General features: G+C 72.2%; 2 protein-coding genes. One reads left to right on the forward strand and one right to left on the reverse strand.

Annotated features, from left to right (window positions below):
• Positions 1 to 162: 162 nt before the first annotated feature.
• Positions 163 to 1,749 carry a DUF2079 domain-containing protein gene (locus tag VIW71_RS11095; protein WP_331621926.1) on the forward strand — a complete coding sequence of 529 codons (1,587 nt, stop codon included), beginning with the start codon at positions 163 to 165 and terminating at the stop codon, positions 1,747 to 1,749.
• 93 nt (positions 1,750 to 1,842) lie between these two features.
• Here the strand turns inward: VIW71_RS11095 and mfd are convergent, their stop codons facing one another.
• On the reverse strand, positions 1,843 to 5,094 hold the full coding sequence (gene mfd, locus VIW71_RS11100) for a transcription-repair coupling factor (protein WP_414720725.1): 3,252 nt from the start codon (positions 5,092 to 5,094) through the stop codon (positions 1,843 to 1,845).
• Positions 5,095 to 5,118: the final 24 nt, after the last annotated feature.

Here is a 5,118-nt window from a genome sequence, read left to right on the forward strand (position 1 = left end):
CGGCAGGCGGATGGGTGGTCGTCCTGCGGCGCGAGTGACCGGTCGGTGACGGGTCGGCTACGGTCAGGGAGCCCGCGGGAGGGGCTCGCGGGTCCCCTCGGCACAGGCTCGTCCCGTATCTTTTCCGGCAGACCCCGACCCCGCTTCCATGGGAGGACGACGATGGACAGGGCCGAGGCCGTTGTTCCGGCGCAGGGCGCCAGGACCGGCGAGGTCTCCGCGGGCGCCGTCCGGGAGGGGGCCGAGGAGTCCGTGGCCGCGCGGCGGTTCCGGTTCCGGGTGCCCGGGGCACGTCCGGACCCGTATCTGCTGGCCGCGGTGTTCTTCGCGGCGTACACGGCACTGTCGGTGACTCGTTACCGGCGGATGCTCACGATGTCGTGGGACCTGGGCATTTTCGAGCAGGCCGTCAAGTCCTACGCACACCTGCACGCGCCGGTCGCCGATCTGAAGGGGCCGGGGTTCAACATCCTCGGGGACCATTTCAGCCCGATCACCGCGCTGATCGCGCCGTTCTACCGTGTGTTCCCCTCGCCCGTGACCCTCCTGGTGGCGCAGGCGCTGCTGTTCGCGGTGTCGGTGATTCCGGTGACGCGGGTCACCGCGGAACTGCTGGGGCGGGGGCGCGGGCTGGCGGTCGGGGCGGCGTACGGGTTGTCGTGGGGGGTGCAGCGGGCGGTCGAGTTCGACTTCCACGAGATCGCGTTCGCGATGCCGCTGCTGGCGTTCTCCCTGGAGGCGGTGATCCGCAGGCGGTGGGCGGCGGCGATGTGGTGGGCGGTGCCGCTGGTCCTCGTCAAGGAGGACATGGGGGTGACGGCCGCCTCGATCGGGGTGATCGTCTGGTGGCGGACTCGGCGTGGCCCCGAGCCGGAGGCCGCGAAGGTTGCCGGGGCGGGCGGGTGGGCGGAGTCCCCAGGGGCCGAGTCCGCAGGGCCGGCGGAGGAGAGCGGCGGGGAACAGCGGCTCGGCGACGCGCTGCGGTACGGGCCGTGGGCGATCGGGCTGGCCGGGTTGGGGGTGGCGGCCTCGGCGCTGGCCTTCGGGGTGATCATCCCGGCGTTCAACAGCGGGGGCGCCTACGCCTACTGGAACAAGCTCAACGGCGACGGGGCGCCGATGCCGGGGCACATCCCGTTCAGCACCGCGGTGCACACGCTGCTGTGGATCCTGCTGCCGACCAGTGGGCTGCTGGCGCTGCGGTCACCGCTGCTCGTGGCGGCGCTGCCGACGATCGGGTGGCGGTTCGTCTCGCACGACGACCACTACTGGGGCACCGACTGGCACTACAGCGCCGTGCTGATGCCGGTGGTGTTCCTCGCGCTGGTGGACGCTGCCGCGTCGTCGCGCGGCAGCCGGCGGCCGTGGCTGCGGTCGTACGCCTCCGGTGCGCCGGCCGCCGTGGCGGGGGCGGCCCTCGCGCTCGGCCTGACGATGCCGCTGGAGTCGCTGATCCACGGGGAGACGTACACGGTGGACGCGCGCACCAAGGCCGTGGAGCGGATACTCGACCGGATACCCGACGGCGCGACCGTGGAGGCGAACGTCGGGCCGATCAGCCGGCTGGCGCGCCGGACGACGGTGTACTGGGTCGGCGACACTCCCGGGGTCGTGCCGGAGTACATGGCGATCGACAACTCCTCGGCGTGGGTGCCGGACCCGGTGACGTACGCCAAGCAGTTGCATCCGACGGCGACGTTCACGCAGGTGGCGAACGCCGAGGGGTACGTCGTACTCCGCCGCGAGTAGCCAGGCGGGCCCCGTGCCCGCCGCCCGACCCACCCCGGCGCCTCACTCCGGCCGCCCCGACCCCGGCGCCCGCGCCCCGGGCCGGCGACAGCCTCAGTTGTCCAGCACCGTCGTCAGGAACTCCGCCGTCCACTGCAGCAGCTCGCGCCCCACCACCGGCTTCCCACCGATGCGCGCTGTGGTGGGACGCGGGACGAGGGCCTGTTTGGCGGCGGGCTTCAGGAGGGAGCGCGGGTAGATGCGGTTCAGCCGCAGTTCCTGGGACTCGCGCAGTTCGACCGGGCCGAAGCGGACATTCGTGCCCTGGAGGGTGATGTCGGTGACGCCGACCTTGCGGGCCAGGATGCGCAGGCCGGCGACGAGCAGCAGGTTCTCCACCGGCTCCGGCAGCTTGCCGTAGCGGTCGGTCAGCTCCTCGCGGACCGCGGCGATGTCGGCCTCGGAGTTGGTGGCGGCGATGGCACGGTAGGCCTGGAGGCGCAACCGCTCGCCGGGCGCGTAGTCGTGCGGGACGTGCGCGTCGACCGGCAGCTCGATCTTGACCTCGAGCAGCGTCTCCTCCGGCTCGCCGCCCGCTTCGAGGGCCGAGCGGTAGTCGGCGACGGCCTCGCCCACCATCCGTACGTACAGGTCGAAGCCGACGCCCGCGATGTGCCCCGACTGCTCGCCGCCGAGCAGGTTGCCGGCGCCGCGGATCTCCAGGTCCTTCATGGCGACGTACATGCCCGCGCCCATCTCGGTGTGCTGCGCGATGGTGGCCAGCCGTTCGTGCGCGGTCTCGGTGAGCGGCTTCTCCGGCGGGTAGAGGAAATACGCGTAGCCGCGCTCGCGCGACCGCCCGACACGGCCCCGGAGCTGGTGCAGCTGTGACAGGCCGAAGGTGTCGCCGCGCTCCACGATGAGCGTGTTGGCGTTGGAGATGTCGATCCCGGACTCCACGATCGTCGTGGACACCAGCACGTCGAACTTCTTCTCCCAGAAGTCCACCACGACCTGTTCCAGCAGCGACTCCCCCATCTGCCCGTGCGCGGTGGCGATCCGCGCCTCCGGCACGATGTCCCGCAGCCGGGCCGCCGCCCGGTCGATCGACTCGACCCGGTTGTGGATGTAGAAGACCTGGCCCTCGCGCAGCAGTTCACGGCGGATCGCGGCGCCGATCTGCCTCTCCTCGTACGGCCCGACGAAGGTGAGCACCGGGTGCCGCTCCTCCGGCGGGGTGGTGATGGTGGACATCTCCCGGATGCCGGTGACCGCCATCTCCAGGGTGCGCGGGATCGGCGTGGCGGACATGGTCAGCACGTCCACGTTGGCCCGCAGCTTCTTCAGCTGCTCCTTGTGCTCGACGCCGAACCGCTGCTCCTCGTCCACGATGACCAGGCCGAGGTCCTTGAACGTGGTCTCCGACGAGAACAGCCGGTGTGTGCCGATCACCACGTCCACCGCCCCCTCGCGCAGCCCGTCCAGCACGGCCTTCGCCTCGCCGTCGGTCTGGAACCGCGACAGCGCCCGCACGTTCACCGGGAACTGCGCGTACCGCTCGGAGAACGTGCCGAAGTGCTGCTGCACCAGGAGGGTGGTCGGTACGAGTACGGCGACCTGCTTGCCGTCCTGCACCGCCTTGAACGCGGCCCGCACCGCGATCTCCGTCTTGCCGTAACCCACGTCGCCGCAGATCAGCCGGTCCATCGGCACCGACTTCTCCATGTCCTCCTTGACCTCGCCGATGGTGGTGAGCTGGTCGGGGGTCTCGGCGTACGGGAACGCGTCCTCCAGCTCGCGCTGCCAGGGGGTGTCCGGGCCGAAGCTGTGGCCGGGTGCGGCCATCCGCGCCGAGTAGAGCCGGATCAGGTCGGCCGCGATCTCCTTGACCGCCTTCTTGGCCCGCGCCTTGGTCTTGGTCCAGTCCGCGCCGCCGAGCCGGTGCAGCGACGGGGCCTCGCCACCGACGTACTTGGTGATCTGCTCCAGTTGGTCGGTGGGCACGAAGAGGCGGTCGCCGGGCTGGCCGCGCTTGGCGGGGGCGTACTCGACCACCAGGTACTCGCGGGTGGCGCCCTGCACGGTGCGCTGCACCATCTCCACGTAGCGGCCGACGCCGTGCTGCTCGTGCACGATGTAGTCGCCGCCGGCCAGGGTGAGCGGGTCGATGGTCTTGCGGCGGCGGGACGGCATGCGTCCCATGTCCTTGGTGGAGGACTTCTGCCCGGACAGGTCGGTCTCGGTGAGGACGGCGAGCCGCAGCGCCGGGTCGACGAAGCCGTGCTCGATCGAGCCCGTCGCGACGTGGACGACGGAGGGGGCGAGGTCGCCCAGGGAGCCCGCCGAGCCGTCGGCCGATGTCACGGCGAGGCGGGCGGCGATGCCCTCGCCGCCCAGTACCTCGACCACGCGGGCGGCCGGGCCGTGGCCCTCGGTGACGTACACCGTCCGCCAGCCCTCGGCGAGCCAGCCCTTGGTGTCGGCGAGCGCCCGCGCGGTGTCGCCCCGGTACAACTCGGGCGCGCGCATGCCCAGCCGCAGGGTGTCGCCGTCGTCCCCGAAGCCGTGCGAGCCCTCGGACGAACCGGGGTGGGACCCACCGGAGGCACCGGCATCCCCGGCCCCGCCCACCTCGTCCGCCGCGAACGGACTCACCGACCACCACGGCGTCCCCAGCTCCCGCGCCCGCTCCCGTACCTCCGCGATCGACCGCAGCGAGGCGGCGCCCAGGTCGATCGGGGCCTCGCCGCCGCCTGCGGAGGCGGCCCAGGACGCCTCCAGGAACTCCCGGGAGGTCGCGACCAGGTCGGCGGCCCGGGTACGGACCCGCTCCGGGTCGCAGACGACCGCCATCGCCCCGGCCGGCAGCACGTCCAGCAGCAGCTCCATGTCGTCGACCAGCACCGGGGCCAGCGACTCCATGCCCTCGACGGCGATGCCCTCGGCGATCTTGTCCAGCAGTTCGCGCAGCTCGGGGTGGGCCTCGGCCAGCGCGGCGGCCCGCGCCTTCACCTGGTCGGTGAGCAGTAGCTCGCGGCAGGGCGGTGCCCACAGGCCGTGCTCGGCGACTTCGAGGGAGCGCTGGTCGGCGACCTTGAAGTACCGGATCTCCTCGACGTCGTCGCCCCAGAACTCCACCCGCAACGGGTGCTCGTCGGTGGGGGGGAACACGTCGACGATGCCGCCGCGGACAGCGAACTCACCGCGCTTCTCGACCAGGTCGACGCGGCTGTAGGCGGCCTCGGCGAGGCGGCGTACGACGTCGTCGAGCGGCGCGGTGTCACCGGGTGACAGCTCGACCGGCTCGAGGTCGGCCAGCCCCTTCACCTGCGGCTGGAGCACCGACCGCACCGGCGCGACGACCACCTTGAGCGGACCGTTGCTCGCGTC

Origin of the sequence: Streptomyces sp. (assembly GCF_036524955.1) — a bacterium.
Classification (GTDB): domain Bacteria; phylum Actinomycetota; class Actinomycetes; order Streptomycetales; family Streptomycetaceae; genus Actinacidiphila.